Consider the following 24,392-nt stretch of genomic DNA (forward strand, 5'->3'; position numbering starts at 1 on the left):
TTCATTGTGGTTCTTGTGACCAATTTAGTCAATGGTCACAAACGAAATTTCCATCAAGGCGACAGACTGCGGAGCACTAGGCTGGACAGTTGCGCGGGCGCGACCTTCGTGTAATCGAAGCTGTACTGCAGGAGCATCGGGTTCAGGTAGGGGCGCATGACCAGATAGATCGCCATCGCGGTCTCATCGAGCGGTGTTTTGCGCTCGAAGTCCCCGCTCTGCCGGCCCTCCTGCAGGATGTCCTGAAGCAGCTTCTGGACGCGCGCCTCATACGAAACCACGGCCTGCCAGTTCTCCGTAGCCGCTGATGCTGCAATCTCGTAGAGCTTGCGGTCCTGGAAAAACAGACGAAGGCTCGCCTCGGTGAAGACGCTGAACATTCGCCGCAACTTCTCCGGCGGCAGATCGGTCTGGGCGATGGCCGCCCTGACCTCGGTTTCGATCTCGTGCAGGCAGTTCGCGCAAATCATCTCGCCAATGGCTTGCTTGGACTCGAAAAACTTGTAGATGTAGGCCTTGGAAAACCCGATCGCCCTGGCAAGATCGGAGACCGTCGTTTTCTCGTAGCCATACCGGCTGAAGTGCTCGGTGGCGGCGGCAACGATCTGATCTCGTACCTCGTGGTCAGCGGGGCCGCGAGTCGTGATGGGAGGAGTGGTGGCGTTTTTCATGGGATAAGCATACAACAATAGACAACCAGTGACCGTTTGGTATTATGGTCACCACAGTAACCCTGCGAAGACGCTCATGCTACCCAATCACATGCTTGCCGCGATCATCGTTGCCGGCCTCTCGACAGCCTGCGCCGTGGGCCCTGATTACGTCCGGCCCAGTGTAGCCATGCCCGGGCAGTTCCAGGGCCAGGACGCAGTGGATCACCGGCACGCGATGGCCAGTTCTGACCTCGTCACGTGGTGGACGGGTTTCGGCGATCCGCAACTCACACGATTCGTCGCGCTCGCGCTGGAACAGAACCTGGACCTCGAGCAGGCCGCCGCGCGCGTCTCGCAGGCGCGCGCAGGACTCGGCGCAGCGAATGCCGCGCTGCTGCCTTCAGGCAATGTCAGCGGCCAGGCGGCGCGAGTCTACCAATCTGTCGAAACGCCCTTGGGGCGCGTCCTGAATTCAACGCCCGGATTCGACCGCTACGGCAACGACTACGAGGCCAATTTCAGCGCGAGTTGGGAACTGGATGTGTTCGGTGGCCTGCGTCGCGGGCGGGAAGCGGCACTTGCCGAGTATCAGGCTTCGGAAGCCGGCGCGGTGGCCACGCGCCTGGCTGTGGCGGCGCAGACTGCCGATATTTACATCACGATTCGCGGATTGCAGGCCCGTCTGAAGGTGGCCCGGCGGCAGGTGCAAACGCAACAGGATCTGCTTTCGACCATCAAGCTTCTGTATGGAAAAGGACTGGCGGCCGATCTTCAGGTAAGCCAGGCTGAGGGTGCGCTGGCCCAGGTGCAGGCATCCATCCCTGTCCTGGAGACGACACTGGACGCGGCCATGAACGCACTGGATGTGATGCTGGGCTCACAGCCCGGCACGCATCAAGCCGAACTGGTCGATGCTGGGGACATCCCGCCCGCCCCGCGGATCGCGCACACGGGAACGCCGGGAGAGTTGCTCAGGCGCCGACCCGACCTGATCGTGGCCGAGCGTCGCCTGGCTGCGTCGAACGCGCGTATCGGAGTGGCCATCGCCGAGTATTACCCGAAATTCTCGCTGAGCGGACTGATCGGGAGCGCAACGTCAATGGCCGCGGGCAATCTGTTCACTGGCGGCGCCAGTCAGGCGGCCGGGGTGTTGGGTCTGCGCTGGCGTCTGTTCGATTTCGGCCGTATCAATGCACAAATCGCGCAGGCCAGGGGCCAGGACGCCGAAATGTTGGCCGCGTATCGGCTCGCCGCACTGCATGCCACGGAAGATGTGGAAAACGCCTTTTCAGCGCTCGTCAAGCGGGAGGAACAGGCCGCGGTGCTCACCCAGGGAGTGAACTCACTTGGTCGGGCACGAGCCGCTTCGTTTTCGGCCTATCAAAAAGGTGTCGTCAGCCTGATTGAAGTCCTGCAGGCCGACGAAAATCTACTGCGCGCATCCGACGAGCGGGTGCAGGCGCAAACGGAATCGGCCCGCGCAGCCGTCGCTGCCTTCAAGGCACTTGGCGGTGGTTGGCAGCCCGGCGATCCCGAGGCCGTGGCAAGCCGGTAGACAGCACGATGTATGCCTCATTCAGCCTCCGTCGCCTCACCCGAATGATTCCGGTCGCCTCGTCTCTGCGAAGCTTTCCGTGCCGGCGAAGCGTCCCGCATCGATCGCGCGGATGGCGTACTCGACGGTCTCCCGATGTGCGTCTTCCGCACTCGCCCAGCGCTGTGCGACGCACGGCAGGTGCCAGTCCTCGACCGTCTGCTCGCCGCGCCGGATACGCACAATGGCCATGTACCTGCCCGATCCCTGCGGAAGTACGCAGTGCCGCACGGCAATAGCGCTGGTTTCGATCGCGAAGCCTTTCCAGTTCTGATTGCGTGTATCGTCCATGGTTGTCTGAGCGCATGTGCCGAAACGGCGCGGACCCGGCGGCCCGCGCCGCACGACCGGAAACATTCCTGTGCAATGTACCTAGCCAACGCTCACCTCGATACGACGGGGTTTCGCTTCCTCACGGCGAGGAATCGTCAGCATGAGCACGCCATCGCGCAGTTGCGCGTCGATGCGCGAAACGTCGAAGTCCGGGCTGAGCGCGAAGGCGCGGCGGAAATGCGGGTGGCGAACTTCGCCATGCTGCAGCCTCAGCCCGGATGGTGTCGGAATCACCGCCTCGGCCTCGATCGTCAGATTGCCGTCCTGTACCCGCACATCGAGCTTCTCGCGCGGTACCCCCGGCAGGTCCGCATATAGCGTGATGCCCCTGCTGTCCTCCAACACGTCGACGGCGGGCGTGAGGCGGGTGGGCTGCTTCGCGGGTTCGCCGCGCTCATGGTCGGCGACGTCGTTGCGCGCCGCACCGGTGGTCAGTTCAGTGCTGTCGTTCATGATGTACTCCGTGATCTCCTGGCTCACACCGTGCTCACTGCACGGTGACCGCGCGCGGCTTCGACGCCTCGGAACGTCCGATGCTGATGGTCAGGCAACCATTTGCATAGCGCGCATTGACGTTCCCGGGATCCGCGTGCGGGGGCAGCTCGATCACGCGCCGGAACGCGCCCATGAAGCGTTCGCTGGCATACACGCGCGTATCGTCCCCCGCTTGCCGCTCGGGCGCCCTGCGTTCACCACTGATCGTCAGCAGTCCTTTGTCAATCGAGACGTCGATCGCCGCCGGATCGAGCCCCGGCGCAAACGCAACGATCTCGACACTGTCGTCGGTGCTGCCGATGTTGAGTAGTGGAAACATCTCGCTGCGCGTGGCGCGCAGGCTTGCGGGAAAGGCTGGAAAGAGGCTGGCCATCTGCCGTTGCAGGCGGTCGAATTCGCCCAGCAGATCGGTGCTGAAGAAGGGATCGCTCATGACTGGCTCCTGGAAAACCGGGGCCGACACGGAGGACGAATGGAACCACGCGCTCCAGTCCGCCTGTCCGTGGGAAACCCCGCCGACAAACAAATCGAAACACGCAGCGCTTGTCGCGACTGCCTGAGCGATGAACAAAATAGCGCATGGAACGAAAATTTCAAGAGGCCCCGCAGCATGTCACGAGCGAAGTCTCATGGACGATAGCGAGAGGCTTCAGGGACCGGCGCGAGTTTGCGCACGCCGCTGCAGCCGGTGGCCGCTGCGACGCACAAGCCCCGGTTGGATGTGGGCCGTACTGGATTCGAACCAGTGACCAACGGATTAAAAGTCCGCTGCTCTACCAGCTGAGCTAACGACCCGGTCGACTTCACCGTCGCCGTCACAGCGCTTTCGTGTGCTTGCCCTAACCGATATCGATCGTCCGGTGCGCGGACGGCGCTGGTTCCATTTTCGGAATCGTCAACGTGAGAAGGCCATTGTCGAACTTCGCCAGAGCGCGGCCGGGATCGGCATATTCGGGCATCGGAATCGTGCGCACGAAGCGTCCGTGGGCACGCTCCAGCCGGTAGCAGCCGTTCTCCTCACTGTGTACGTCCTGCTTCTTCTCACCTCGGAGCACGATCGCGCCGTCCTCGACGCTCACTTTCACGTCTTCGCGCTCCATTCCGGGCAGCTCGGCAGTCACACGCAGCACCGGTCCTTCGTCGACAACGTCGATACGCGGCTGGAAACGCGACGAACTGAAGTCGCCAAACCACCGGTCGAGCGCACCACGGCCCGCAAACGGGTCAAGAAAAAATTCCTCCATTGCGCGCCATGGTTCGCGTGAAAACAGCCGCGCGATGTCGGGCATCGAGGCACGTTCGTTTTCGCTCGCCGACGTGCTTTCCCGGCCTTGCGCATCGGACTTGCGGGAAGCTGCTCGAAGGAACTTGAAGGGATTCCACCTTCTCGGATCAGGGCTCATCGTATCCTCCCCCAATGTTCTGGAAGGGCAACCGGACTGTGTAGCCGCAAGCGCCAGTGATCCCGCACGGGAGTCTGGCTGCATGACAGCAACGCTTGGCGCGGCTGCCGGAACGATGCATAAAATAGCCCATGGAACGGAAATTTCAAGTGGCCCTTGCAACAAGCCACGGGAGGCTTCATGGACCTTTTCGACAGACTTCGGGAACAGGCCGAAAGCGTGCGCCTGCCGCTCTTCGCGGTCACCGTCAGCGCCGCTGCGCAGGTCAATACGCCGCTCGTCGCGATACTTCACTGGCACGGTTTCCGGCGCGCGACGCCGCTCGTGCTGCCCGATGTGGAGATACCGGCGCGGCCAGTCCCCGGCACCGCCATCCAGATTGATGCGCCCTGGCAGAGCGTGGAAGCTGTCGACGCCATGCTGCTCGACGCGGCCTGGCAGTTCGGTGCGTGGGAGGTCGAGCGCATAGTGCGGCGCGGGTGCAATACGATCGGCGCCGGCGGTGCCGAAGCGCTCGCCTGTCGCCAGGCGTTTGGCGACTACGGAAGCGACATCCCGCCCGACGGGGCACTCATTGACGGCGCGGGTGATCGCGATGGCCTGATGCGACTGGCCGCGCGACGCGGCTACGTGCGCTGGCTCTTCCGACCGGTGAAGAGTGGCGTGTGGCGGGCGCTTGATGAAGCCGACGACACCCTGGATGCGGACGGCGGCCGGCAGCCGCCCTGCCCCGTGCACCCGCAGCCGCGCAGCGCGCACAAGCGCGCGCTCGGACGTACGGTCTACCGCCTTGGGACCGTCGGCCGTATCCTCTTGCCGCGTTGAAATATTTAGTTACATTTGCGATTCGCGCTCCCTCTTGAACCTCGAATGCGGCGCCTCTATTTCGCTTTCCGCCAGACACTGGCACGGCTGCACGGAGGCCTCCCACGCGCCTCGTTCACGCAGCCGGATTCCCTTATTGGTGATCCTTTAATCGCTCAGGAGATGGAAATGCAGATTCGTCCCCTCTACGACCGGGTTATCGTCAAGCGAATCGAAACGCAGCGGACGACGGCCTCGGGCATCGTGATTCCCGATTCAGCGGCAGAAAAACCAGAACAGGGCGAAGTCGTCGCCGTCGGCAGCGGCCGGCTGCTGCAGGATGGAACGCTGCGCGCGCTCCAGCTGAAGGTCGGTGATCAGGTTCTCTTTGGAAAGTACGCAGGCCAGACCGTCAAGGTCGATGGCGAGGAACTGCTCGTCATGCGCGAGGAGGACGTCATGGGCGTCCTCGAGGCCGACGCGGGTGCCGCCCGCAAGGCCGCCTGAACTTTCGACCGGTCGCGGACACCCGCCCGGTCGTTCGCGGCGTGTCGAGTCAACGACTTTACCCGGAGCAAGAACATGAGTGCCAAAGACGTCAAATTCCATGACAGTGCCCGCGCCCGTATCGTCAAGGGCGTGAACGTGCTCGCCGATGCCGTGAAGGTCACGCTCGGACCCAAAGGCCGCAACGTGCTGATCGAGCGCAGCTTCGGCGCGCCGACCATCACGAAGGATGGCGTGTCGGTCGCGAAAGAAATCGAACTGAAGGACCGCTTCGAGAACATGGGTGCGCAGGTGGTGAAACAGGTTGCATCGAAAACCGCCGACGTGGCGGGGGACGGCACCACCACAGCCACGGTGCTTGCCCAGGCGATCGTGCAGGAAGGTATGAAACACGTCGCCGCGGGGATGAACCCGATGGATCTGAAGCGCGGCATCGACAAGGCTGTCGCCGCCGTGCTCGACGAACTGCGCAAGCTGTCCAGGCCGATTTCGACGAACCGCGAAATCGCTCAGGTCGGTTCCATCTCGGCCAACGCTGACGAGGCAATCGGGAAAATCATTGCTGACGCGATGGAGAGAGTCGGCAAGGAAGGCGTAATCACGGTCGAGGACGGCAAGTCACTCGAGAACGAACTCGACGTGGTCGAAGGCATGCAGTTCGACCGCGGCTACGTGAGCCCCTACTTCATCAACGATCCCGACAGGCAGGCCGCATATCTCGATGACGCGCTGATCCTGCTGCACGACAAGAAGATCTCGAATATCCGGGACCTGCTCCCGGTTCTCGAAGCGACGTCCAAGGCAGGCAAGCCCCTGCTGATCGTCGCGGAGGACATTGACGGTGAAGCGCTGGCCACGCTTGTGGTCAACGCGATGCGCGGCATCCTGAAGGTCGCCGCCGTCAAGGCGCCCGGCTTCGGCGATCGTCGCAAGGCGATGCTCGAGGACATCGCCATCCTCACGGGTGCGACCGTCATCTCGGAAGAAACCGGCAAGCAGCTGCAGAAGGCCACGCTCGAAGATCTCGGATCAGCAAAACGCGTCGAGGTCCGCAAGGACGACACCATCATCATCGATGGCGCCGGTGACGAAAAGCGCATCGAGGCGCGCGTGCACTCGATCCGCAGGCAGATCGAGGAAGCGACGAGCGATTACGACCGCGAAAAGCTACAGGAGCGCGTCGCGAAGCTCGCGGGCGGCGTGGCCGTGATCAAGGTCGGCGCGGCCACCGAGGTCGAGATGAAGGAGAAGAAGGACCGCGTCGACGACGCGCTGCACGCCACGCGTGCGGCGGTCGACGAAGGCATCGTGCCGGGTGGTGGCGTCGCGCTCGTGCGTGCGCGTTCGGCCGTGACGAGCCTGAAAGGCGTCAACAGTGATCAGGACGCCGGCATCCAGATCGTGCTGCGCGCACTCGAAGCGCCCATGCGCGTGATCGCCTCGAATGCGGGCGATGAGCCTTCGGTGGTCATCGCGAAGGTGCTCGAAGGCAAGGGCAACTTCGGCTACGACGCGGCCACCGGCGAATACGGCGACCTTGTCGTGGCGGGCGTAGTCGATCCGACGAAAGTCACGCGCACGGCTCTGCAGAATGCGGCATCGATTGCAGGGCTCATCCTGACGACGGATGCAACGGTGGCCGAAGCGCCGAAGGACGACAAGCCGGCGCAGGCGAGCGCGCCGGAACTGGAGTACTGACCGCATCGGTTCCGCTCTGCACCGGTCATCAAGCCCGGCCGGTGCATTTCTTCGGCATCGTTCTTCCTGTCTTCGCGGGAGCGGTGCCGCTTTTTTTGCACCATAACCGTCATGAAACTCGAACTTCATATTGACTCAAGACCGCTCGACGTCGAGATCGATGATGTCGTGGCGGGGCTACTCGCCGTGCGGCTCAATCTGCCTGACGGCGAGGACCATCGCGACGCCCTCGCGCGCTATCTGAGCGAGAAGGGGAAACCCTGGATCCTGGACGAAGAGCATATGCGCAGGCGCATCCTTCGCCGGCTGATTCTGGAAATTGCCGACCCGGCGCTCGTAATCCGCCATCTGATGGCAGACGATTCACCGTGAGCAGACAGCCGAAATACGCTTTCCGCACGCGACTCTATTCGCATTCCTGCATGAAATCCGACGATAAGCGAGCGCGCGTCTGATCATCAACGAGGCTTCCTCCCGGCGTGCCCGATCTCTGCCTCGATCAGCCGGCAACCCCACTCGATCGCGACGCCGGGCCCGATTCATGATGAAATGGCAAGTGGCGAACCTGTTACGTTAGCCGCGCTTATGGGCATCGAGCAGCGGAAACTAACTGGATGCGCGCGAACCGGTTCTCCGGGACCGCATACTCTGAGACTTTCGATGGAACTTCGGCAGTTGCGATATTTTGTCAGCGTCGTCGAACACGGCAGCATGGGCAAGGCCGCGCTCGAGCTAGGCATCGTCACGTCGGCGCTCAGCCAGCAGATCAGCAGGCTGGAAAGCGAACTCTCGACGCGCCTGCTACAGCGAACTTCGAGCGGCGTCGTTCCCACCGACGCGGGACTCGCCTTCTGGCGCCAGGCGCAACTCGCGCTGCGCCACGTCGACGATGCCGCACTTGCCGCGCGCCAGGCTCGCCTTTCGGGCCATGTCAGCGTGGGCCTCGCGCCGAGCACGACAGGCGTGCTCGGTCTCGCGTTCATGCAGGCAATGCGCGAGCGGTATCCCGACGTGCGGCTGCGCATGGTCGAAAGCCTCTCCGGTTATCTCGGCGCGATGCTCGGCGCCCGGCAAATCGATCTCGCGATTCTGTTTCGTGAAGAGCCCGCGCAGCGCTGGAGCGTCATGCCCTTGCTCGATGAACGGCTGTTCGTAATAGGCGCGTCGACGCTGCAAGGCATGCCCGGAACATCGCGCACGTCGATCGCGAAACTGGGCCCCCTGCCGCTGATCCTGCCGAGCGGCACACACGGCCTTCGCGCACTGCTCGACGCCGCATTCAAGCGCGCTGGCTACACCCCGCGCATCGCCGCCGAAGTCGACGGCCTCGCCATGCTCATGGACGCCGTGCGCGGTGGGCTCGGCGCGACGATTCAGCCCGGAGCGGCGCTCGCACGCGCAGAAAACGCTTCACTGGCGAGCGTGCCGCTCGTCGAGGCATACGCGACAAGGCCGAACCTGATTGCGAGCGTCTCGGACGACGAACTTTCTCCCGCGGGGCTTGCCGCGCGCGTCGTACTCGCCGATGTCGCGCGCGATACCGTCCTGGCAGGCCGCTGGCCCGGCGCAACGCTGCGCCAACCCGCCCTTCACGAATCCTGAAGACCCCTTGCCGTCTCCCTGATGGCCGCGCCGGACGGAGCTTCTTATAGTTGTCTCAAAGGAGACAACCCAGATGGTGGACGTTCTTGTAATCGGCGGAGGCAATGCCGCGCTGTGTGCCGCTTTGATGGCGCGAGAAGCCGGCGCCTCCGTCCTGCTTCTCGAATCGGCGCCGCGCGAATGGCGCGGCGGAAATTCCCAGCACACTCGCAATCTGCGCTGCATGCACGATGCGCCGCAAGACGTGCTGGTCGATGCTTATCCGGAAGAGGAATATTGGCAAGACTTGCTCAAGGTGACCGGCGGCATCACGAATGAGGCGCTCGCGCGGCTCGTGATCCGGGCATCGTCGACATGCCGTCCGTGGATGCGCAAGCACGGCGTGCGCTTTCAGCCGCCGCTTTCCGGTGCCCTGCACGTCGCGCGGACCAATGCGTTCTTCATGGGCGGCGGCAAAGCGCTCGTGAACGCCTACTACCGCAGCGCCGAAGCGATCGGGGTCCAGATCCGCTACGACACGCCTGTCGACGCAATCGAACTCGACGCAGGCCGCTTCGTCGCGGCGCGCAGCGGCGTGCAACGTTTCGAGGCGCGCGCCTGCGTGCTCGCGGCCGGCGGATTCGAATCGAATCGCGAGTGGCTGCGAGAAGCGTGGGGGCAAAACGAGCGCGGCGAATGGCCCGCCGACAACTTTCTCATTCGCGGCACGCGCTTCAATCAGGGCCTGCTGCTCAAGCACATGATCGAAGCAGGGGCGGATGCGATTGGCGATCCGTCGCAGTCGCACTGCGTCGCCATCGACGCCCGCGCGCCGCTCTATGATGGCGGCATCTGCACGCGTATCGACTGCGTGTCGCTCGGCGTAGTCGTCAATCGCGACGCGCAGCGTTTTTACGACGAGGGCGAAGACTTCTGGCCGAAGCGCTATGCGATCTGGGGACGGCTCGTCGCGCAGCAGCCGGGCCAGATCGGCTATTCGATCATCGACGCGAAGGCCGTCGGGCGGTTCATGCCTCCGGTGTTCCCGGGCGCGAAAGCCGCTTCGCTGAACGAACTGGCGCGTCAACTGCATTTGCCCGAAGCGGCCTTCGTCGAGACGATTCGCGCCTACAACGCCGCGTGCCGCGACGGTACCTTCGATCACACGGCACTCGATGACTGCCGCACCGAAGGCCTCACGCCAGCGAAAACCCACTGGGCGCGGCCCATTGATACCCCTCCCTTCTTCGGCTATGCATTGCGGCCGGGCATCACGTTCACGTACCTGGGACTCGAGGTGAATGACCATGCGCAGGTGCATTTCGGCGGACGCCCCAGCGACAACCTTTTCGTTGCAGGAGAAATGATGGCCGGCAACGTGCTCGGCAAGGGTTATACCGCGGGCGTCGGCATGTCGATCGGCACCGCGTTCGGACGCATTGCCGGCACACAGGCTGCGATGGCTGCTGCTCATTACACTGGAGTTCAACGTGCAAAAGCTTGAAGCGCTTGCCCGCGAGGCGCGGGAACTCGCCTCGCCTTCCGTCATCACCGGCTACACGGCCACGAGCGAGCCCGCGGCGCCGATCATCCGCGTGCTCCCGCTCACGCAAAATGAAGCGGAAGTCGCACGGCAGATGCAGATCTGCAATGCGTGCCGTTACTGCGAAGGATTCTGCGCGGTCTTCCCCGCGATGACACGGCGCCTCGAATTCGCCAAGGCAGACGTCAATTATCTCGCCAACCTGTGCCACAACTGCGGCGCGTGCTATCACGCATGCCAGTATGCGCCGCCACATGAGTTCGCCGTGAACGTGCCGAAGGCGATGGCCCAAGTCCGTGTCGAAACCTATGCGGAGTATGCGTGGCCCGCACCGATGGGCGCACTCTACAAGCGCAACGGATTGACCGTCGCGCTTGCACTCGCGATCGGACTCGCCCTCTTTCTGATGCTTGGCATCGGGTTCAGGGGTTCGCTGTTCGCAGGCAATCTGGGCGGCAATTTCTATGCGATTTTCCCGCATAACCTGCTCGCGGCGATGTTCGGTTCGGTCTTCGGCTTCGCGATCCTCGCGCTAGGCGTCGGCGTGTCGAGATTCTGGCGTGACGTGTCTGCGGGACCGGCCAGCGCGCCGGCCATCGCCGAGGCCGCGAAGCACACGCTTACCCTGACGTATCTCGACGGAGGCCATGGCGACGGCTGCAACGAGTCGAATGACGCCTTCACGCTCGCACGCCGGCGTTTCCATCATTTGACCTTCTATGGATTCATGCTGTGCTTCGCGGCTACGGCGGTGGCCACCTTCTCTCACTATGCGCTCAATCTGCACGCGCCTTACCCGGTCCTGAGTCTGCCCGTGATGCTCGGCACAGCGGGTGGTGCCGGTTTGCTCGTCGGGCCGGCGGGCCTGCTCTGGCTCAATCTGCGCCGCGACCCGAGCCGGGGCGATCCGAAGCAGCGCCCGATGGACCGTGGATTCATCGCGCTGCTGCTCTTGACCAGCGTTTCGGGTCTCGCGCTGCTCGCGTGGCGCGACACCGCCGCGATGGCGTGGCTCCTGGCCCTCCACCTCGGCGTCGTGATGGCACTCTTCGCCACGCTGCCTTACGGCAAATTCGCCCACGGAATCTATCGCTGTGCGGCGCTTCTCAAGTCATCGATCGAAAAACGACAGGCCAGCCGCCTGCAACCCGGCTCGGACTAACGGCGGTCCTCGAGGCAATACCTTCGACGGGCGGCCGCACTCACATAACACATCCATGGAGACAACTCATGCATCCCTCATCGCTCAACGCCGGGGATAGCGCGCATGGCCGAACGTCGAAGTTTGGCGCAGTGCTGCGCGTGACCAGCGGCAATTTTCTGGAGCAGTTCGACTTCTTTCTTTTCGGCTTCTATGCGACTTACATCTCGCGCATCTTCTTTCCGTCCACGAGCGAGTTCGCCTCGCTGATGCTCACCTTCGCCGTGTTCGGCGCGGGCTTCCTGATGCGCCCGCTGGGCGCGATCATACTGGGCGCATACATCGATGAAGTGGGGCGCCGCAAAGGGTTGATCGTCACACTGTCGATCATGGCGAGCGGAACGATCCTGATCGCGTGCGTCCCCGGATATGCGACGATCGGATTTCTGGCACCCGCTCTCGTGCTGCTCGGGCGCCTGCTGCAAGGCTTTTCCGCTGGCGCCGAACTGGGCGGCGTCTCTGTCTATCTGGCAGAAATGGCGACGCCGGGGCACAAGGGCTTCTATACGAGTTGGCAGTCCGCGAGCCAGCAGGTTGCAATCGTGGTCGCAGCCGCTCTCGGCTATCTGCTCAACCATCTGATGACGGCCAGTGAAATCGGCGCATGGGGATGGCGCGTTCCCTTCTTCGTCGGTTGCGCTATCGTGCCGGTTATCTTTCTGTTGCGACGCACGCTGCAGGAAACCGACGAGTTCAAGGCGCGCACGCACCATCCGCGCGCACGCGAAGTGTTCGCCACGATGCTGCAAAACTGGCGGACGGTGCTCGCGGGCATGATGCTGGTCGCCATGACGACTACCACGTTCTACCTCATCACGGTCTACACGCCGACCTTCGGCAAAGCCGTTCTGAAGCTCACTACCGCAGACAGCCTGATCGTCACGCTTTGCGTGGGCCTCTCGAACTTCTTCTGGCTGCCCGTTGGTGGAGCGCTCTCGGATCGCATCGGCCGCAGGCCGATTCTTATCGCCATCACCGCGCTCGCTATCTGCACGTCGTATCCGGCGCTCTCCTGGCTGTCATCGGCGCCGAGCTTTGCTCGCATGCTCGTCGTGCTGCTGTGGCTCTCGTTCTTCTTCGGCATGTACAACGGCGCGATGGTTGCAGCACTCACTGAAGTCATGCCCGCCGAGGTCCGCGTGGCCGGTTTCTCGCTCGCGTTCAGTCTCGCCACCGCGGTTTTTGGAGGTTTCACGCCCGCCGTATCGACGTATCTCATCGAGATTACCGGCGACAAGGCCGCGCCGGGATACTGGCTCAGTTTCGCCGCCGTGTGCGGACTCGTCGCGACTCTCGTGCTGTATCGCCGGGGCGGCGCAGCCGGGCGGTTCGCATCGCTCGCCTGAACGCTACGCCTGCGCCAGCCACCGCAAGCGAGGCCACCGCGGTGTCCCTTTTCCGTGTCGGCATTGAGAAACCTTGAATGATGACGTTCGCAGTCTTCGTGCGCGCGGTTCGATTCGTGATGTCCGTTTCCATGCGTCTCTCCATCGTGGAGGGGTCAGTATTGCGTTCGGACCGTACGCAACGGAAACGGGAATCCACGATAGCCGCGATCGGAACCGGCGATGATCGCGTGCGCCACGATCAACCCTTGGTGGCAGCCCCGCGCCGGCTCTTTTTCGCGGGCGCGGCAGCACGCTTACGCACGGCGTCGGCGTGTGCGCGAATTGTCTCGATCAGCGCGCGTAACCCCGCCGGCGCGTGCCGCCGCCCGGTGTAATAGAGGCAGAGCCCGTCGAGCGGCGGCGTCCAGTCCTCCAGCACGCGTACCAGCGTGCCCGCCGCCAGGTCCGCATTCACGTTCCATTCGGTCAAATATGCAAGGCCGAGTCCGTCGCGCGCGGCCGCGAGCATGAGACCGGGCTCGTCGAGCGTCAACGTGCCCTCCACGTCCACGCGCACGGCTTGCCCGCGCCGCTCGAACTCCCACTGGTAGATTTGCCCGCTCGGCATGCGACTGCGTATGCAGCGATGCGCCTTCAGATCGGCTGGCGTACGCGGCGGCTTGTGCTTCGCAAAGTACTCCGGACTGCCAACCACTGCGAAACGCTGACGGTCGCCGAAGGGCACGGCGATCATGTCCTGCGGCACCGTTTCGGCGAGACGAACGCCGGCGTCGTAGCCTTCGACCACGATGTCGATGAGCCGCCCTTCCGTAACGAGATCGAGCTTCATCTCGGGATAGCGCTGCAAATAAGCGATGAAAACGGGCATCACCTGCTTCGCCGCGCCTACCGAAGCGTTGATGCGCAATGTGCCGGAGGGCGTGTCGCGAAAGCTCCCGGCCTGGTCGAGCGCCTCGCGGATCGTGGACAACGCGGGCGCGACGCTGCCCACGAACTGCGCGCCTGCTTCCGTCAACGCCACGCTGCGCGTCGTGCGGTTGAAGAGCCGCACGCCGATGCGTGCTTCGAGCGCCGCCACCGCGTGGCTGAGCGCCGAAGTCGACACGCTCAGTTCGTCTGCCGCCGCGCGGAAACTGCGATGGCGCGCCACGGCCAGCACGGCTTCGAGTTCCACCAGGCCCGATGTTTTCATTGTCCCAAATCGCTCAACAGGTCATGCTTCATTGTACGGCTAGTCAACGCAATGCAAGGCGTCTATCTTGCGTTCATCGACTCACGTTTTCTGGAACAGCCATGCAGATCATCGACAAAATCTATATCGACGGCGCGTTCGTCACGCCGCACGGCGAGGAACACTTCGACCTCTTCAACCCCGCGACCGAGACGGTGATCGGCCGCGTGCGCCTCGCCGACGCGGCGGACGCTGACGCGGCGATCGCCGCCGCGAAGCGCGCGTTCCCGGCGTTTTCGCGCACGCCGAAGGCGCAGCGCATCGAGATGCTGATGGCGCTGCACGAGGCCGTCGTCGCGAGCGAGGACGCGCTCTTCGAAGCGATTGTGCAGGAGTACGGCGCACCGGTCTCGCGCGGCCGCTGGATGGCGCAGCACGCCTCCAACGTGCTGCGCGACGCCGCGCAGACGCTGGAAAGCTACACATTCACGCGGCGCGCAGGCACGGCTGAGGTCACCATGCAGCCGCTTGGCGTAGCGGGGCTGATCACGCCGTGGAACAGCGACGCGGGCTTCATCTGCGGCAAGCTGGCAGCCGCGCTCGCGGCGGGCTGTACGGCCGTCATCAAGCCAAGCGAGATGAGCGCGATCCAGACGCGCATCGTGACCGAGGCGCTGCATTCGGCAGGCTTGCCTGCGGGCCTCTTCAACATCGTCACGGGCCGCGGCGACACCGTGGGCGCGCGTATCGCCGCGCATCCCGACGTCGCCAAGATCTCGTTCACGGGTTCGACCGCAGTGGGCAAGTCGATCCTGCGCACGGCAGCGGAAACGCTCAAGCGCGTGACGCTCGAACTGGGCGGCAAGTCGCCGGTCGTCGTGCTCGACGACGCGAATTTCGACGTAGCCGTGCCGCTCGCGCTGCAGGCCGGCTTCATGAACAGCGGGCAAGCATGCATTGCGGGCACGCGCATTCTCGTGCCGCAGTCGCGGCTCGTCGAATTCGAAGCGCGTGTCGTGGAAGCCGTCGCGCAGATTCACGCGGGCGATCCGCGCGACACGCGCACGAGCGTCGGCCCGATGGTGAGCCAGAAGCAATGGGAACGCGTGCAGCGCTATATCGGCATCGGCATCGAACAAGGCGCACGCCTGATTGCGGGCGGCGCGGGGCGGCCCGAGGGTATCGAGTCGGGCTGGTTCGTGCGTCCCACTGTGTTCAGCGGCGTGACGAACGACATGACCATCGCGCGCGAGGAGATTTTCGGGCCCGTGCTTTCGATCATCGCGTATCGCGACATGGAGCACGCCATCGAGATCGCCAACGACACGCCCTACGGCCTGCAAGCCTACGTGCTCTCGACCGATGTCGCGCGTGCGCGCCGCGTGGCCTCGCAGATCGAAGCGGGCCGCGTGCTCGTCAATACGCTCGCCCACGAGCCGGCTGCGCCGTTCGGCGGCTTCAAGCAATCGGGGATGGGGCGCGAGTACGGCGCCTTCGGGATCGAAGCGTTTCTGGAACCGAAGTCCACGCTCGGCGTGCTTTGATGCGCTGCTAGCCGCATCAAAAATGCAAACGCCCCGGTTGTGCTGCTAACCGGGGCGTTTGAACTGCGCTTTTAGCGCACTACATCAGAAGGTCTGCCAGTCGTCATCGGACGTGGCCGTTGCCGGTTCGCGGCGGTCGGCCTTCGGAGCGGACGCAGCGGGGGCACGCACGGGTGCAGGCCTGGAAGCTGCGGGACGCCTGACCGTTGCGCTCGCAACGGCCTTCGCCGCCGGCGCGATGCTCGTCGTGGCCGCACGGCCCGCCGAGCCGATGTTGAACACGGACACCAGTTCGCGCAACGCCGCTGCCTGCGAGGACATCGACTGCGCGGCCGCCGACGCTTCCTCGACGAGCGCCGCGTTCTGCTGCGTGACCTCGTCCATCTGCGTGACGGCCTGGTTGACCTGCTCGATGCCGGTGCGCTGCTCGCCCGAAGCCGCCGAAATCTCGTTCATCAGGTCGGCAACGCGCTTGACCGATTGCACGATCTCGCCCATCGTGCGGCCCGCATCGTCCACGAGCGCCGTGCCGTTGTTCACGCGCTCGACCGATACGCTGATGAGTTCCTTGATTTCGCGCGCTGCCGTCGCGCTGCGCTGCGCCAGTGTGCGCACTTCGCCGGCCACCACCGCGAACCCGCGGCCCTGTTCGCCCGCACGCGCCGCTTCCACGGCCGCGTTGAGCGCCAGGATGTTGGTCTGGAATGCGATACCCTCGATCACCGAGATGATCTGCGCGACCTGCTCGGAGCTGTTGGCGATATCGCGCATCGTATCGACCACGCGCCCCACCACTTCGCCGCCGCGCGTGGCCGTCTGCGAAGCCTGGCCCGCCAGCGTGTTGCCCTGGGTCGCGTTATCGGCGTTCTGCTTCACGGTCGCGGTGAGCTCTTCCATGCTCGCCGCCGTTTCTTCGAGCGAAGCGGCCTGCTCTTCGGTGCGCTGGCTCAGGTCTGTGTTGCCGGCCGCGATCTGCGCGGAAGCCGTCGCAATGCCTTCGCTGCCCGTGCGCACGCGGCCCACCAGGTCGACGAGCCGCTCGTTCATGTGACGCAGCGCGCCGAGCAACTGGGCCGCCTCGTCGGTGCCCACCACTTCGATGCGTGCGGTCAGATCGCCGCGCGCCACCGTTTCGGCCACGTCCACGGCGCGAGCGATCGGGCCCGTGATCGAACGCGTGATGAAGAGCGCAATCGTGGCCCCAAAGCCGATGGCGATCACGATCAGCGCGATCGTCCACGCGACCGCGCTTCGGTACGCCGCCTTCGCCGCGGCGACTTCGGCGGTCGAGCCATTGTGATTGAGGGTCACGTCCTGGTTGATGAGATCCATCACGCCCGTGAACGACTTCGCCGATGCGGACGCGACCGCAGCGCGGGCATCCGGCGCTCCGCCGTCGGCGGACATGATCAAGGCCTCGATCTTCTTGTCGTCGTCCAGATATTGCGACCATGCGGTGCCGATCGAATCGGCCACGCGGCGCTCTTCAGCCGAAGAGACCAGCTTGGAATAGCTGTCGAACATCGTGCCGAATTGGCTGATCATCTGGGCGTGCTGGTCGTGCAGTGCGGCCTTCTCGCTGGCGTCGTTGGTGATCAGCATGCGCAGCGACGTGCGGCGCACGTCCTGCGCCTGATTGCGCATGTTCCCGAGCGTCTCGACGCTAGGCAGCCAATTCGTGCCGATTTCTTCCGTGCCGTCGAATATGCGCGAGGCCTGAAGGAGCCCGATGCCGCCCACCGCGCCGAGCAGGAGCAACACAATGGCAAAGCCCGCGCCGAGACGCGGACCGATCTTGATTCTGGTAAGGAATGACATGGGGACGCCGTAGTGAGAGGTCATCCCTATTGACGACATCGACGTCAAAAAATTAAGTCAATGTTGCAAATATAACAACGCGTAAGGAAGCGAACGTTGAGCGAACGATCGGTCTCTTTTCATACGATCAGGATGCCGTATCAATTGCATCAGAGATTCGCCGCCCATACTCCGACCTGCGCGATCGCCGCATCGCGCTGAGCCGAACTCGCATGCGTGGCGCCGGTGAGATACGTCGTGACGAGAATAGGGGCGCGTTCCGTGGGCCAGACAATTGCCACATCGTTTGCCGTGCCACGGTCGCCGGTGCCGGTCTTGTCGCCCACGCGCCAGTCTTTCGGCAAGCCTGCGCGCAAACGCGCGTCGCCGGTCTTGTTGGCGACGAGCCATGCAATGAGCTGCTCGCGCGATGCCGCAGACAGACGCTCGCCCAGCAGCAATTCGCGCAGGTTCGCGACCATGGCGGCAGGCATGGTCGTATCGCGCGGGTCGCCGGGGATCGCTTCGTTGAGCGTGGTCTCGTTGCGATCGAGGCGCGTGACCGGGTCGCCAATGCTGCGTGCGAAGGCGGTGATCGCGGGCGGTCCGCCAATGCTTTCCAGCAACAGGTTAGCCGCCGTGTTGTCGCTGCGCGTGAGCGCGGCTTCGCACAGTTCGGCCACCGTCATGCCCTCACTACCCGCGCGCGGTCCGCTCACCGGCGAATACGACACGACTTGCGCAGGCGAATACACGATTTTGCGCGCGAGGTCTTCCTTGCCGTGATCCTTGCGCGTGAGCACGGCCGATGCGAGCAACACCTTGAACGTGCTGCACATCGGAAAGCGCTCGTGCACGCGCCATCCGCGCACGTGCCCGTTCGCCGTATCGAGCATCGCCACGCCGAGCCGCCCGCCTGCCTGCGCCTCGATGGCGGCGAGCTGCTTTTCCACTGCGCCAGCGGGCGCCGCGCCCGCTTCCGGCGCTTGTCCCGCCGTGGCGCCGAACGCGTGAGATGCAACGCCAGCTATCGCACTGCCCAACACTGTCATCGTGAATCGACGTCGCGTGATCATGGCCTCTCCCTGAAGTGCCGCCACTATCGCGCGTTCTCGCCAGGGTGACAAACGATGATAAATTGCGCGTTGCCCCAGAAAAACTTATGACTCGATCATGCGAACGTATCTGCCCCTCAATGCCCTGCGCGCCTTCGAAACGTCGGCGCGGCACCTGAGCTTCACACGCGCGGCGAGCGAGCTGAACGTCACTCAGGCGGCCGTGAGCCAGCAAGTCCGCACGCTCGAGGAGCGGCTTGGTGCGACCCTCTTCAAGCGCCTGCCGCGCGGCCTTGCGATCACCGACGAAGGTCTCGCGCTGCGCCCCGTGCTCACCGATGCGTTCGACCGGATCGAAGCCGTATTGCGGCAATTCGAGGGCGGCCACTTTCACGAGGTGCTGACCGTGGGGGCCGTGGGCACCTTCGCGGTGGGCTGGTTGATGCCGCGCCTGAAGTCGTTTCACGACGCGCATCCGTTCGTCGAGCTGCGCATCATGACGAACAACAATCTCGTCGATCTCGCGGGAGAAGGTCTCGACTTCGCCATCCGGTTCGGCGACGGCACCTGGCCCGGTTCGCGCGCCGCGAAGCTGTTCGACGCGCCGCTCGCCGCGCTCTGCACGCCCGATATCGCGCAGCGTCTGCAAAGCCCTGCCGATCTCGCCAACGAAAAACTGCTGCGCTCGTATCGCGCCGACGACTGGACGCTCTGGTTCGAAGCCGCCGGGCTCGCCCCGCGTCCGGTGCGCGGGCCCGTATTCGATTCGTCGCGGCTCATGGTGGAAGCGGCAATGCAGGGCGCGGGCATCGCGCTCGCCCCGGTTTCGATGTTCGAGCGCGATCTCGCGGCGGGCAGGCTCGTGCGGCCCTTCGATATCGAGGTGCAGGCCGGCAGCTACTGGCTCACGTCGCAAAAGGGGAAAACGGCGACGCCCGCCATGCGCGCGTTCAAACAATGGATCGTGAGGGAAGCCGGCAGCGGCGAGGAAGCGTGATTGCGCGGTAATCGCCGTAGTTACGGCGCTACGCGCTGGCCTGCGTGAGCCGCGCGTGAAGCGCTTCGATTTCCGTTTCGGCAAAGACCTCGATGCCGTGCTCGCGCAGCAACGCAGTCGTCACCCCTGCGCCCGCATGCTTGCGGCCCGCAAAGCTGCCGTCGTAAATGGCACGGCTGCCGCACGAAGGGCTGCCATCGGTCAGCAACGCATAGCGGCAGTCGTGGGCTAACGCCAGTTCGAGCGCGACGCGGGCGCCTTCGACGAAATACGCGGAGACGTCCTCGCCGCGCACGTCGATCACGTGTGCGATCCCCGCCAGCACCGCAGCGCCCGAAGCGGCGTTTGCGATCTCCGCAGGCGGCCTCGGCACGCCGAACCCGCCTGAAACTTCCGGGCATACGGGCACGAGCCGCCCCTCGCGCTGCCACTGCTCCATCAATGCATGCGCAACGGTTTTCGCCGAGCCGTCGTATCGAACCGGATGGCCAAGCAGGCAAGCGCTAACGAGTATTCGGGGGAGCATGCGCGAAGAGATTCTGTTGCACGAATGTCCCGCATTTTACGCGCCGAAGTCGAGCAACACCTTGCAAGTTTCGCGCGGATTGTGCTCCGCCAGTTCGAACGCGCTGCTCACCTCGCGAAAATCCACCTTGTGCGTGATGATCGATTCCGGTGTGACGAGCCCGCGCTCGAGCCAGTCGATCACGGTCGGGAACATCGCGCAGTTCAGGCGCGAGGCGCACAACGTGAGTTCCTTTTTCGTCAGCTCCTGCTGCGCGATGGCCGAAGGCGTCGACGAAAAGCCGAGCAACCCGATACGTCCCGCAGGCGCCGCGAGCTGTACCGCTTCTTCGAGGATGGTCGGATGGCCCACCGCGTCGAAGATCAGCGTGGGGCCGTCTTCCACGCCGCGCGTGCGCAGCGCGTCGGCCAGCGGCTCGTTGCGCGTGTTGATCGTTTCGTCGGCCTGCGCCCCGCAATTGCGTGCGAGTTCGAGCCGCTCATCGAGCTGATCCGTAATGAAGGCACGCACGCCGTACACGCGCTTGAGCACCTGGAGGATCGTCAGGCCCACGGTGCCCGCGCCGTAGATCAACGCAACGTCGCTGGCCAGCACACCGGTGCGCGCTGTAACGTTCGCCGCCACGGCGAACGGCTCGACAATCGCCGCGCACGATTGCGCAATGCGCTCGGGAATGCGGTACGCGTTGCGCGCGGGCGCACACACATACTGGCTGAAACCGCCGTCGCGATGCACGCCCAGCACGACGAGATTGCCGCACACGTTCTGCCGCCCGATCTGGCATGCGTGGCAACGCCCGCAGCTGATGACGGGATCGACGGCCACGAGTTCGCCCACGCGCGCGGTATCGACACCCTCGCCCACGGACTCGATGCGGCCCACGAACTCATGGCCGATGATTCGCGGATACGACACGAACGGATTGTGCCCGCGATAGATGTGCAGGTCCGAGCCGCAGATGCCCGCATAACGCACCCGCACGCGCACTTCTCCCGCTGCGGGCGTGGGCGTGGGCATCTCGCGCACGGCGAGGCTGTTCGGTTGATCGACTACGACGCTCAACATAGTGGACGCTTCCATGAATATTTGATCAGGTCTGCCTACCAGTTCCACATCGACCCGTCGCGCAGACGGGCGACCGGCAGATAGGCGCGTTCATAGGGATACTTCGCGGCCAGCGTCTCGTCGATGTCCACGCCGAGCCCCGGCGCTTCGTCCATCACGAGGAAACCGTTCTCGAAGCGGTACTGATGCGGGAACACGGCATTCGTGAGCGCGTTGTGCGGCATCAGTTCCTGAATGCCGAAGTTCGGCGCCCACAGGCCGAAGTTCACGGCGGCGGCCATGCAGACCGGCGAAAGATCGGTGGCGCCATGAAAGCCCGTGCGCACCTGGTACATGGCCGCGTAATCGGCAATGCGGCGCATATGCGTAATGCCGCCCGCGTGCACGATGGTCGCGCGGATATAGTCGATGAGCTGCTCGCGTATCAGGTCCTTGCAGTCCCAGATCGAGTTGAACACCTCGCCCACCGCAAGCGGCGTGCTCGTGTGGCTGCGGATCAGGCGGAAGCTCTCCTGGTTCTCGGCCGGTGTCGCGTCCTCCAGCCAGAAGAGGCGATACGGCTCCAGGTCGCGGCCCAGGCGCGCGGCCTCGATCGGCGTGAGGCGGTGGTGCGCGTCATGCAGCAGATGCGGGCCGAAGCCCACGGCCTCGCGCACCTTGCGAAAGAGTTCGGGCGTATGGCGCAGATAGAGCGCCGTGTCCCACGGTTCCTCGGGCGGCAGCCCCTTTTGGGCGGGCTCGTATTCGCCCTTGACCTTGCCCACGCCATACACCTTGTCGAGACCGGGCACGCCCGACTGCACGCGAATCGCCTGGTAGCCCTCCTCCACATGCTGGCGCACCGCGTCGATGGCTTCTTCGTGGTCGCGTCCGTTTGCGTGGCCATAGACCATCAGCCCTTCGCGGCTCTTGCCGCCCAGCAACTGATACACGGGCATGTTCGCGAGCTTGCCCTTGATATCCCAGAGCGCCATGTCGATCGCGGCGATCGCCGTCATCGTGACCGGGCCGCGCCGCCAGTACGCGCCGCGATAGAGGTATTGCCAGATGTCCTCGATATTGCGGGGGTCGCGGCCCACGAGGCACGGAAACACGTGATCTTCGAGGTACGAGCGCACGGCCAGTTCGCGGCCGTTGAGCGTCGCGTCGCCGAGACCGTACACGCCTTCGTCGGTCACGATCTTCACGGTCACGAAATTGCGGCCGGGGCAGGTGACGATCGTCTGCAACCGTTCAATCTTCAATCGCTGTCTCCACTCTGTTTCATTCGACGAAATAGTCGGGCACGCGCGCCTGCACTTCCGGCAGATGCGAGCCCACGCGGTCGATATGGCTCGCCACCGTCGCGCCCAGTTGCGCGAAGTTGCGCGAGGCAATATGCGCGAGGATCAACTCGTGTTCGCGCAGCGCGCGCTGCGCATGGTCCGCCACGCGGTCGAGCAGCAACCAGCGCACGCGATCGAACTGGCGTTTCATTGGCTGCAGCATTTCCCACACATGCGAGCGGCCCGCGAATTCGAACAGGCGCCGGTGCATCAGCTCGTCGAGATCGAAAAAGCGATCGACGTCGCCGCGCGCGACGGCGTCACGCTGGTCATCGACGATCCGGCCGAACTCCGAGAGCTGCTCGGGCGTGATGGTCTGGGCCAGCTGCACGTGGTTCGCGCATTCGAGCGTGCTGCGCGCGAAGCGTCCCTCTTCGAGCTGGGAAACGGAGATCGGCGCGACGATCGTGCCGACCTTGCGGTAGATGTTCACGAGATGTTCGTCGGCGAGCTGCGCAAGCGCTTCGCGCACCGGCGTGCGGCTGACCTGCAGCGCTTCGGCAATCGCGGCTTCGGAAAGGCTTGCGCGCGGCGGCAGCGTGCCGCGCACGATGGCGTCGCGCAGGAAGGCGTGCACCTGCGGGCGATAAGACGCGTCGGGATTGGCGACGAATCCGCTCAGTGCGGCGAGGACGGTGTCCTCTTGCGGTTCGATGACGGTCTGGCTCATGTCGGTAACGGGAAACAGTTTGTACCATGGTAGCAAATGCGCTTTACGGTCACCGCATAGCGTTAACCCCGATAAAACGAGATAAAACATCGGACTAAGCTTCAGTCATCCGTATTCGTACCATGGTACAAAACAATGACGGCACCTCTTCTATGCGAGCGCTCACTAACTAAGGCCGCGTCGACCGTGCGCCAGCCGGGATACGACCGCCAGCGCGTGCGCCCCGGCATCGTCCATCTCGGGCTCGGTGCGTTTCATCGCGCGCACCAGGCGCTCTATACGGAAGCGCTGCTCGAGCGCGGCGACACGCGCTGGGGCACCGTCGGCGTGAGCCTGCGCGAGCGGCGCGTGCCGCAGGCGCTGGCTGCCCAGGACTACCTCTATTCGGTGACTGAGCGCAGCGGCGAGACGGCGGCGTGCCGCGTGGTCGGCGCGCTACGCGGCGCGCTTTACGCGCCCGAGGCGATGGACCGGGTGCTCGGCGCAATTGCGGACCCCGGCGTGGCCATCGTGAGCCTGACCGTGACCGAGAAGGGCTACAGCATCGCGCCCGCCGGCGCCGAGCTGGACGCCGGCGACCCCGGCATCCGCCACGACCTCATGACACCCGATGCGCCCCGCACCACGCTTGGCGTGCTCGCCGCGGGCATCCGCAGCCGCCTGGCCGGCGCGCCGCTTACTGTGGTCTGCTGCGACAACATGCAGGCCAACGGCGACACGCTGCGCAAGCTCTTGATCCATGCATGGACGCCCCCAGTTTGCCAAGCGCTCAGTTCGTGACAGGTTATAGGTCAAGATTGCAGCCATGCATTCGGACTTCGCACGGCACTCGCCGACGGTCCCTGATGGAATTTGCTGGTCAAGGTCTCATCAGTTTGGCGTGCTCTCGCGCACACTGGATCAATCAGATTTTCTTGACCACGGTCTTACCTATCTCGCCATCACATCTTGATTGCCTGTGCAATCGGCTGAAGTCTCCTGCTGTTCGTTACAATTTATAGGTGCATCGAAGTTTATGCCGCACTCGCGCTCGCCATGTAGTCACTTCGGAACTCGCGTGCATGAGTCAATAGTGCCCACA

At 64.2% G+C, this 24,392-nt stretch carries 23 protein-coding genes, 1 tRNA gene and 1 pseudogene; 12 read left to right on the forward strand and 13 right to left on the reverse strand.

The genetic code is table 11. The annotated features are described in order from the left end of the window. Window positions 1-53 precede the first annotated feature (53 nt). Entirely contained in the window at window positions 54-671 is a 618-nt protein-coding gene (locus AB3X99_RS23940; protein WP_069263048.1) for a TetR/AcrR family transcriptional regulator, read from the reverse strand. A 76-nt stretch (window positions 672-747) separates the two neighbouring features. On the opposite strand from AB3X99_RS23940, the gene AB3X99_RS23945 reads away from it, so the two are divergent. Continuing rightward, a complete protein-coding gene (locus AB3X99_RS23945) occupies window positions 748-2,208 on the forward strand; it encodes an efflux transporter outer membrane subunit (RefSeq protein ID WP_368618343.1) in 1,461 nt (486 codons plus the stop codon). Window positions 2,209-2,244: 36 nt separating this feature from the next. Here the strand turns inward: AB3X99_RS23945 and AB3X99_RS23950 are convergent, their stop codons facing one another. From AB3X99_RS23950 to AB3X99_RS23970, 5 genes are all read right to left on the reverse strand, one after another. Beyond that, a complete protein-coding gene (locus tag AB3X99_RS23950) occupies window positions 2,245-2,538 on the reverse strand; it encodes a DUF6566 family protein (RefSeq protein ID WP_368618344.1) in 294 nt (97 codons plus the stop codon). Window positions 2,539-2,619: 81 nt separating this feature from the next. Beyond that, complete coding sequence (locus AB3X99_RS23955) at window positions 2,620-3,033, reverse strand: Hsp20/alpha crystallin family protein (protein WP_368618345.1); 414 nt, start codon at window positions 3,031-3,033, stop codon at window positions 2,620-2,622. Between the two features lie 34 nt (window positions 3,034-3,067). Next, entirely contained in the window at window positions 3,068-3,508 is a 441-nt protein-coding gene (locus tag AB3X99_RS23960; RefSeq protein ID WP_368618368.1) for an Hsp20/alpha crystallin family protein, read from the reverse strand. 289 nt (window positions 3,509-3,797) lie between these two features. After that, window positions 3,798-3,870, reverse strand: a tRNA-Lys gene (locus AB3X99_RS23965). 44 nt (window positions 3,871-3,914) lie between these two features. Further along, window positions 3,915-4,478, reverse strand: a complete 564-nt coding sequence (locus AB3X99_RS23970; RefSeq protein WP_069263043.1) for an Hsp20/alpha crystallin family protein — start codon at window positions 4,476-4,478, stop codon at window positions 3,915-3,917. Between the two features lie 180 nt (window positions 4,479-4,658). Between AB3X99_RS23970 and AB3X99_RS23975 the strand changes: the two genes are divergently transcribed. The 8 genes from AB3X99_RS23975 (at window position 4,659) to AB3X99_RS24010 (ending at window position 13,158) form a co-directional block, all read left to right on the forward strand. Beyond that, window positions 4,659-5,303 (forward strand): diguanylate cyclase, encoded by a 645-nt coding sequence (locus tag AB3X99_RS23975; protein ID WP_368618346.1) that lies wholly within the window; start codon window positions 4,659-4,661, stop codon window positions 5,301-5,303. Between the two features lie 168 nt (window positions 5,304-5,471). Next, window positions 5,472-5,789 (forward strand): co-chaperone GroES, encoded by a 318-nt coding sequence (gene groES, locus AB3X99_RS23980; RefSeq protein ID WP_238468788.1) that lies wholly within the window; start codon window positions 5,472-5,474, stop codon window positions 5,787-5,789. 75 nt (window positions 5,790-5,864) lie between these two features. Then, window positions 5,865-7,487: a chaperonin GroEL gene (gene groL, locus AB3X99_RS23985; RefSeq protein WP_368618347.1), complete on the forward strand. Its 1,623-nt coding sequence runs from the start codon at window positions 5,865-5,867 to the stop codon at window positions 7,485-7,487. Between the two features lie 111 nt (window positions 7,488-7,598). Next, the gene (locus AB3X99_RS23990) at window positions 7,599-7,859 is read left to right on the forward strand and encodes a hypothetical protein (protein ID WP_069263040.1); all 261 of its coding nucleotides are present in this window, start codon (window positions 7,599-7,601) and stop codon (window positions 7,857-7,859) included. A gap of 288 nt (window positions 7,860-8,147) precedes the next feature. Continuing rightward, window positions 8,148-9,089, forward strand: coding sequence for a LysR family transcriptional regulator (locus AB3X99_RS23995; protein WP_368618348.1), 942 nt, complete (start codon window positions 8,148-8,150; stop codon window positions 9,087-9,089). Between the two features lie 73 nt (window positions 9,090-9,162). Next, complete coding sequence (tcuA, locus tag AB3X99_RS24000; RefSeq protein WP_368618349.1) at window positions 9,163-10,572, forward strand: FAD-dependent tricarballylate dehydrogenase TcuA; 1,410 nt, start codon at window positions 9,163-9,165, stop codon at window positions 10,570-10,572. Next, complete coding sequence (tcuB, locus tag AB3X99_RS24005) at window positions 10,559-11,773, forward strand: tricarballylate utilization 4Fe-4S protein TcuB (protein WP_368618350.1); 1,215 nt, start codon at window positions 10,559-10,561, stop codon at window positions 11,771-11,773. The genes tcuA and tcuB overlap by 14 nt, the downstream gene beginning before the upstream one ends. Window positions 11,774-11,841: 68 nt before the next feature. Then, on the forward strand, window positions 11,842-13,158 hold the full coding sequence (locus AB3X99_RS24010; RefSeq protein ID WP_368618351.1) for an MFS transporter: 1,317 nt from the start codon (window positions 11,842-11,844) through the stop codon (window positions 13,156-13,158). 241 nt (window positions 13,159-13,399) lie between these two features. Here AB3X99_RS24010 and AB3X99_RS24015 read toward each other — a convergent pair whose 3' ends face one another. Continuing rightward, window positions 13,400-14,353 carry a LysR family transcriptional regulator gene (locus AB3X99_RS24015; protein ID WP_368618352.1) on the reverse strand — a complete coding sequence of 318 codons (954 nt, stop codon included), beginning with the start codon at window positions 14,351-14,353 and terminating at the stop codon, window positions 13,400-13,402. Between the two features lie 101 nt (window positions 14,354-14,454). Here AB3X99_RS24015 and AB3X99_RS24020 point away from each other — a divergent pair, with 101 nt between their 5' ends. Further along, entirely contained in the window at window positions 14,455-15,876 is a 1,422-nt protein-coding gene (locus AB3X99_RS24020) for an aldehyde dehydrogenase family protein (protein ID WP_368618353.1), read from the forward strand. 84 nt (window positions 15,877-15,960) lie between these two features. Here AB3X99_RS24020 and AB3X99_RS24025 read toward each other — a convergent pair whose 3' ends face one another. Beyond that, window positions 15,961-17,694 carry a methyl-accepting chemotaxis protein gene (locus tag AB3X99_RS24025; protein ID WP_368618354.1) on the reverse strand — a complete coding sequence of 578 codons (1,734 nt, stop codon included), beginning with the start codon at window positions 17,692-17,694 and terminating at the stop codon, window positions 15,961-15,963. A 149-nt stretch (window positions 17,695-17,843) separates the two neighbouring features. Further along, window positions 17,844-18,749 carry a class A beta-lactamase gene (gene bla / locus AB3X99_RS24030; RefSeq protein WP_342949334.1) on the reverse strand — a complete coding sequence of 302 codons (906 nt, stop codon included), beginning with the start codon at window positions 18,747-18,749 and terminating at the stop codon, window positions 17,844-17,846. A 97-nt stretch (window positions 18,750-18,846) separates the two neighbouring features. Between bla and AB3X99_RS24035 the strand changes: the two genes are divergently transcribed. Beyond that, on the forward strand, window positions 18,847-19,725 hold the full coding sequence (locus tag AB3X99_RS24035; protein WP_069263031.1) for a LysR family transcriptional regulator: 879 nt from the start codon (window positions 18,847-18,849) through the stop codon (window positions 19,723-19,725). A gap of 28 nt (window positions 19,726-19,753) precedes the next feature. On the opposite strand, the gene AB3X99_RS24040 is transcribed toward AB3X99_RS24035, so the two are convergent. The 4 genes from AB3X99_RS24040 to AB3X99_RS24055 are packed head-to-tail and all read right to left on the reverse strand — an operon-like array spanning window position 19,754 to window position 23,311. Next, on the reverse strand, window positions 19,754-20,251 hold the full coding sequence (locus AB3X99_RS24040; RefSeq protein WP_342949335.1) for a DUF523 domain-containing protein: 498 nt from the start codon (window positions 20,249-20,251) through the stop codon (window positions 19,754-19,756). Between the two features lie 36 nt (window positions 20,252-20,287). Continuing rightward, window positions 20,288-21,316, reverse strand: a complete 1,029-nt coding sequence (locus tag AB3X99_RS24045) for a Zn-dependent oxidoreductase (protein WP_368618355.1) — start codon at window positions 21,314-21,316, stop codon at window positions 20,288-20,290. 35 nt (window positions 21,317-21,351) lie between these two features. Continuing rightward, window positions 21,352-22,560 (reverse strand): D-mannonate dehydratase ManD, encoded by a 1,209-nt coding sequence (gene manD, locus AB3X99_RS24050; protein WP_069263028.1) that lies wholly within the window; start codon window positions 22,558-22,560, stop codon window positions 21,352-21,354. A 19-nt stretch (window positions 22,561-22,579) separates the two neighbouring features. Continuing rightward, window positions 22,580-23,311, reverse strand: a complete 732-nt coding sequence (locus AB3X99_RS24055; protein ID WP_368618356.1) for a GntR family transcriptional regulator — start codon at window positions 23,309-23,311, stop codon at window positions 22,580-22,582. A gap of 135 nt (window positions 23,312-23,446) precedes the next feature. Between AB3X99_RS24055 and AB3X99_RS24060 the strand changes: the two are divergent. After that, window positions 23,447-24,046 (forward strand): annotated as a pseudogene (locus tag AB3X99_RS24060) (mannitol dehydrogenase family protein); the annotation flags it as partial. Window positions 24,047-24,392: the final 346 nt, after the last annotated feature.

The organism is Paraburkholderia sp. BR10882, from assembly GCF_040948855.1.
Lineage (GTDB): Bacteria > Pseudomonadota > Gammaproteobacteria > Burkholderiales > Burkholderiaceae > Paraburkholderia > Paraburkholderia nodosa_A.

Coding starts and splice junctions, on each gene's coding strand:
- AB3X99_RS23955 (WP_368618345.1), bottom strand. CDS start 3,033: ATGAACGACAGCACTGAACTGACCACCGGTGCGGCGCGCAACGACGTC.
- AB3X99_RS23950 (WP_368618344.1), bottom strand. CDS start 2,538: ATGGACGATACACGCAATCAGAACTGGAAAGGCTTCGCGATCGAAACC.
- AB3X99_RS24045 (WP_368618355.1), bottom strand. CDS start 21,316: ATGTTGAGCGTCGTAGTCGATCAACCGAACAGCCTCGCCGTGCGCGAG.
- groES (WP_238468788.1), top strand. CDS start 5,472: ATGCAGATTCGTCCCCTCTACGACCGGGTTATCGTCAAGCGAATCGAA.
- AB3X99_RS24025 (WP_368618354.1), bottom strand. CDS start 17,694: ATGTCATTCCTTACCAGAATCAAGATCGGTCCGCGTCTCGGCGCGGGC.
- bla (WP_342949334.1), bottom strand. CDS start 18,749: ATGATCACGCGACGTCGATTCACGATGACAGTGTTGGGCAGTGCGATA.
- AB3X99_RS24020 (WP_368618353.1), top strand. CDS start 14,455: ATGCAGATCATCGACAAAATCTATATCGACGGCGCGTTCGTCACGCCG.
- AB3X99_RS23960 (WP_368618368.1), bottom strand. CDS start 3,508: ATGAGCGATCCCTTCTTCAGCACCGATCTGCTGGGCGAATTCGACCGC.
- tcuA (WP_368618349.1), top strand. CDS start 9,163: ATGGTGGACGTTCTTGTAATCGGCGGAGGCAATGCCGCGCTGTGTGCC.
- AB3X99_RS24040 (WP_342949335.1), bottom strand. CDS start 20,251: ATGCTCCCCCGAATACTCGTTAGCGCTTGCCTGCTTGGCCATCCGGTT.
- AB3X99_RS23975 (WP_368618346.1), top strand. CDS start 4,659: ATGGACCTTTTCGACAGACTTCGGGAACAGGCCGAAAGCGTGCGCCTG.
- AB3X99_RS23945 (WP_368618343.1), top strand. CDS start 748: ATGCTACCCAATCACATGCTTGCCGCGATCATCGTTGCCGGCCTCTCG.
- AB3X99_RS23970 (WP_069263043.1), bottom strand. CDS start 4,478: ATGAGCCCTGATCCGAGAAGGTGGAATCCCTTCAAGTTCCTTCGAGCA.
- AB3X99_RS24010 (WP_368618351.1), top strand. CDS start 11,842: ATGCATCCCTCATCGCTCAACGCCGGGGATAGCGCGCATGGCCGAACG.
- AB3X99_RS24055 (WP_368618356.1), bottom strand. CDS start 23,311: ATGAGCCAGACCGTCATCGAACCGCAAGAGGACACCGTCCTCGCCGCA.
- AB3X99_RS24035 (WP_069263031.1), top strand. CDS start 18,847: ATGCGAACGTATCTGCCCCTCAATGCCCTGCGCGCCTTCGAAACGTCG.
- AB3X99_RS23940 (WP_069263048.1), bottom strand. CDS start 671: ATGAAAAACGCCACCACTCCTCCCATCACGACTCGCGGCCCCGCTGAC.
- groL (WP_368618347.1), top strand. CDS start 5,865: ATGAGTGCCAAAGACGTCAAATTCCATGACAGTGCCCGCGCCCGTATC.
- AB3X99_RS23990 (WP_069263040.1), top strand. CDS start 7,599: ATGAAACTCGAACTTCATATTGACTCAAGACCGCTCGACGTCGAGATC.
- AB3X99_RS23995 (WP_368618348.1), top strand. CDS start 8,148: ATGGAACTTCGGCAGTTGCGATATTTTGTCAGCGTCGTCGAACACGGC.
- AB3X99_RS24015 (WP_368618352.1), bottom strand. CDS start 14,353: ATGAAAACATCGGGCCTGGTGGAACTCGAAGCCGTGCTGGCCGTGGCG.